Source organism: Microcystis sp. M49636_WE2 (genome assembly GCF_030065375.1).
Taxonomy (GTDB): domain Bacteria; phylum Cyanobacteriota; class Cyanobacteriia; order Cyanobacteriales; family Microcystaceae; genus Microcystis; species Microcystis aeruginosa_C.
Map to the genome: position 1 here is coordinate 1 of NZ_JASJFG010000872.1, position 3,629 is coordinate 3,629.

General features: G+C 42.8%; 5 protein-coding genes. 1 reads left to right on the forward strand and 4 read right to left on the reverse strand.

The genetic code is table 11. From position 1 onward, the window contains the following. A partial coding sequence (locus PX484_RS20000) for a sulfite exporter TauE/SafE family protein (RefSeq protein WP_288105249.1) occupies positions 1 to 740 on the reverse strand: 740 nt, incomplete at its 3' end. Positions 741 to 990: 250 nt separating this feature from the next. After that, on the reverse strand, positions 991 to 1,992 hold the full coding sequence (locus PX484_RS20005) for a pentapeptide repeat-containing protein (protein ID WP_288105251.1): 1,002 nt from the start codon (positions 1,990 to 1,992) through the stop codon (positions 991 to 993). Between the two features lie 648 nt (positions 1,993 to 2,640). On the opposite strand from PX484_RS20005, the gene PX484_RS20010 reads away from it, so the two are divergent. Further along, positions 2,641 to 2,805, forward strand: coding sequence for a hypothetical protein (locus PX484_RS20010; protein ID WP_176721629.1), 165 nt, complete (start codon positions 2,641 to 2,643; stop codon positions 2,803 to 2,805). Positions 2,806 to 3,069: 264 nt separating this feature from the next. Here the strand turns inward: PX484_RS20010 and PX484_RS20015 are convergent, their stop codons facing one another. Both PX484_RS20015 and PX484_RS20020 read right to left on the reverse strand, forming a co-directional pair. Next, the gene (locus PX484_RS20015; protein ID WP_002752797.1) at positions 3,070 to 3,315 is read right to left on the reverse strand and encodes a type I restriction-modification system subunit M N-terminal domain-containing protein; all 246 of its coding nucleotides are present in this window, start codon (positions 3,313 to 3,315) and stop codon (positions 3,070 to 3,072) included. Then, on the reverse strand, positions 3,312 to 3,629 hold a 318-nt coding region (locus tag PX484_RS20020), incomplete at its 5' end, for a hypothetical protein (RefSeq protein ID WP_288105254.1). The genes PX484_RS20015 and PX484_RS20020, both read right to left, overlap by 4 nt.

Sequence of the window (3,629 nt, forward strand, 5' to 3'; positions counted from 1 at the left end):
AAGAAATAAATGGCCATCAGTAGCAGAAAAATATAAAAAGTAATCCGCACCAATCGATCCGGTAATTTCGGTAAAAAACGAGTGGTTACTTGTACACCTAGGGAACCACCGATACCTAAAATAATCCCTTGTAGATAAAGAATATGACCGGCTTGGGCATGAGCGAAACAGGCGGCGATCGAATTGAGTAAAACCACACCTAAACTGGTGACAATGGCGATTTTGATCTTTTCTGCCAAAAAAATCATTTGTAGTGGCACCATGATCGCCCCACCGCCAATTCCGAAAATACCAGCTAAAAATCCAGCGATTCCTCCGGTTAGCAGACAGGCTAGATTAGGATGCAATCTAAGGGCAGAAACTGGCTCTTTTTGGCTTAAATTTTGCTTGAGATTGGTTAAATAGATATTGAGTAGTAAAAAACAACCAAAAGCCGCTTCTAGGAGGTGTTTGGGGCTAGATTTGACCAGATAGACCCCGATAAATGCCGTAAAAATCCCGGGTAAACCTAAGAGGAGAACTCGCTGCCATTTGAGGGAACCTAATCGCCAATTTTGGATCGTACCCCCTAGGGAAGTAAAAACGATCGCTAAACTGCTGGTAGCCACCGATTCCCCGTAACTGTAGCCCAAATTTAACAGGATCGCCACGGAGATAGTGCCACCCCCAATACCAAATAAACCCGCTAATAAGCCCGAAAAAACGCCCGTTATCAGTAAAATCAAGTAATTGTCTGCCATTATCTTCGGTTCATGGCCTTGAGGGGTCTGAATAGTCGTGCAAAATTAATTTCCTAGTGGAGACAGGAGACAGGAGACGGGAGACAGTATTCAGGAGATTATTTTCATTTATTCTCCCCACTCCCAACTCTGGCACTCCCCACTCCCAATTCATAATTTATAATTTATAATTCATCATTCCCCAAGAAAAACCCCACGGTTATAGAAACCTCGGCGGAAAAGTCTCTATAACTGGGTTTTTCTAGGAATATTAGGAAAGGAGATTGCCGCGACTACCGTTAGGAAGAATAGTCTCTTCGAGGGAAGCAGAAAGGAGATTATTTTCGGTTAAAATCGCCCCGATTAAGTTAGCTTGTTTGAGATTAGCTCGTTTAAGATTGCTTCCCACTAAATAACTCAAGAGTAATCCCGCTTGGTGTAGATTAGCACCGGAAAGGTTAGCGGAGGCTAAATTAGCACCGAGCAGATTACAACCGGTTAAGTTAGCCTGGCGAAAATTGGCTTTATTCGCGTCAGTTTTGCTTAAATCGGCTCCGGTTAAGTTAGCTCCCTCAAAATCACTACAATTGAGGTTAGCTCCCGTCAGATTAGCACCTTCGAGGTTAGCACAACGTAAATCCGCCCCGCGTAAATCCGCCCCGCGTAAATCGGCATAGCTGAGGTCGGCGTATTGAAGCTGGCAGTTTTCCAGATTAGCTTGATAGAGATAGGCTCGAATTAGGTTAGCTTCTTTTAAGTTAGCATGGCTAAGATTAGCAGAGCTAAGAATAGCACGAGTGAGAATAGCCCGTTTTAGGTTAGCTTTCCCCGCCATGGCATGGGTTAAAGTGGCTGAGGTGAGATTAGCGGCTTCCAGATTTGCTTTGAACAGTTGAGCAAAAAGTAAGCTACTGTGAATTAAACAGGCAGAACTTAAATCAGCCTTTTTGAGGACAGTATTACTCAAAATTGCGCCGCTTAGGTTACTTTGGCGCAAATTTGCCCCAGAAAGATCGGCTTTAGTTAGGTTAGCATCGATAAGACAAGCTTTGCTTAAATTAACTTCTTCCAGGGAAGCGTCCTTGAAATTAGCGTTAATTAAACAAGCTTCAGTTAAATTGGCTCGTTTTAAGTAACTATGACTTAGGTTAATCTGGTTTAAACACTGTCTCTTTAAATTGACTCCGCTAAGTCTGACTTCGGCAAAGTTGCGTTCACCTCGATTATACAGTTCGATTAGATGTTCACGATTGGTTAAGGCATTGCTACTCATAAAATAACTAAATTGTTCTGGAAGGTGATTTCCAGAGAATTGGTTGGGGAAAATTACTGATCATGAAGTCGATCTCTAGGATTAGTACAGGGAGCGACTGGGAATTTTTGCGAATAAATAGAAATTTTCAACCAATTATGGGCTTAAAATCCCTATTGGCAATTACTGAAGCGGGTAAATAACCACAAGAATCGGGGTTCAATACCAAAAACAACCTTTACCTAAACCCGCCACTTGTTACCAGCCAGGTCTAGGCATTAAATTAGAGAAGTCTTGTGCGTCAGTTTTTCTGACTGAATCTACTGCCTCGCCGATGTCTTGACTCGGTATCATACAGTTGAATTTGTTAGGTCTGCTTAGTCAGTCCAGTAGCCAACAGGCTAAAACTCTTAACCACCAGATTTCGGGGACTTTCCGGTTGGCAATCATAAAACTTCGTGAAAGTCAATCCCTCTTAGGGGTAAATCGCCCCATTTTATTCCCTGAAACATTGGTTTAACAAGTTTATCAGGTTGTGGTCTGTTTTGGCAAGAGGCGTTAATGGCTTTTCAGTAATTCCCAAGGCAAACGGTAGCACAGAATACAGAATCAGTCTTACTCTTGCCTTTCAAAATCAAGTGAAGGGTTTGAATAGTGGGTTTCGGGGGAATGGAAGTCAAACAACTGAATTTTATGGGGATGCTGAACTATTTCCAGTTAGTTATCGCTGGGATAACTGACCCTCGAAATGCCAGCAATGCCAGCCGCTACAGTCTGAAAGACTCAATATTAGTGGCATTTGCCGAGTTTTTTCGCCAGAATGAATATTTCTAGAATATCAGCGTCAACTTAATATAAGTAGTCGTGCAAAATTAATTTCCTAGTCGAGACAGGAGACTCCGAGACGGGAGACGGGATACAGCTATTAGGGATCGGATTTGAGTTTTCAGTTCACTGTTTACTCACAGCAGAAGTCTGACGGAGTAGTGGCTTAGATGTGTAATTAATTGTGCTTAGATACTTAGCGATCCTAAATCATTTTCAAAAAAGTGATAAGACAATATTGAATGTTTAACTATACCAAAGACAAAATGATTTTTATTTGGGGTTGTAGAAGGCAAATCCTGATTTTTTGCAGAGGAGGGGATCGAGGTTGTCGAGCTTGTCTTTGTAATGGTTGTAGGCTGCTAAGACCTCCTCTTTGGTCGGCTCTAACACGCAGTCGAAGCGACGCAGCACGGTGAAAGGCAAGATGACATCTTGATATTTGCCGCGCTTAAAGGTATCGCGGATCAAATCCGCGATACTCCAAATAAAACTTACCTTGTCACCGAAGTTGTTCATCTGTTAAGACCGCAGTTTCCCCGCGACCAACCCCATTCTTCCACTCCCACGGAAATTTGCGAACCGGGACGGACATCTCCTTTCGATAAGTCTATCAGAGTGACACTGACTGCGGCGAATAAACTGCCCCGATAAATCGGCTGTCCTTTGTTGTTAGTATTTTTAAAACTAAGACTAGAAACTTGGGGAGGTTGACCGGAGCGTGTCCAGCGAATGCGCTCAAAACGTCCATTGATAAATTCTGCTGAATAGGACCAACCGTTATTCATGCGGCCTCGACAAAAAAGCTGTTGTGTGGCTACAGTAGGGGGAAT

What these genes read in the sequence shown, in the direction of transcription:
- PX484_RS20010 (WP_176721629.1), top strand. Translation starts at nt 2,641, where the DNA reads ATGGAAGTCAAACAACTGAATTTTATGGGGATGCTGAACTATTTCCAG.
- PX484_RS20005 (WP_288105251.1), bottom strand. Translation starts at nt 1,992, where the DNA reads ATGAGTAGCAATGCCTTAACCAATCGTGAACATCTAATCGAACTGTAT.
- PX484_RS20015 (WP_002752797.1), bottom strand. Translation starts at nt 3,315, where the DNA reads ATGAACAACTTCGGTGACAAGGTAAGTTTTATTTGGAGTATCGCGGAT.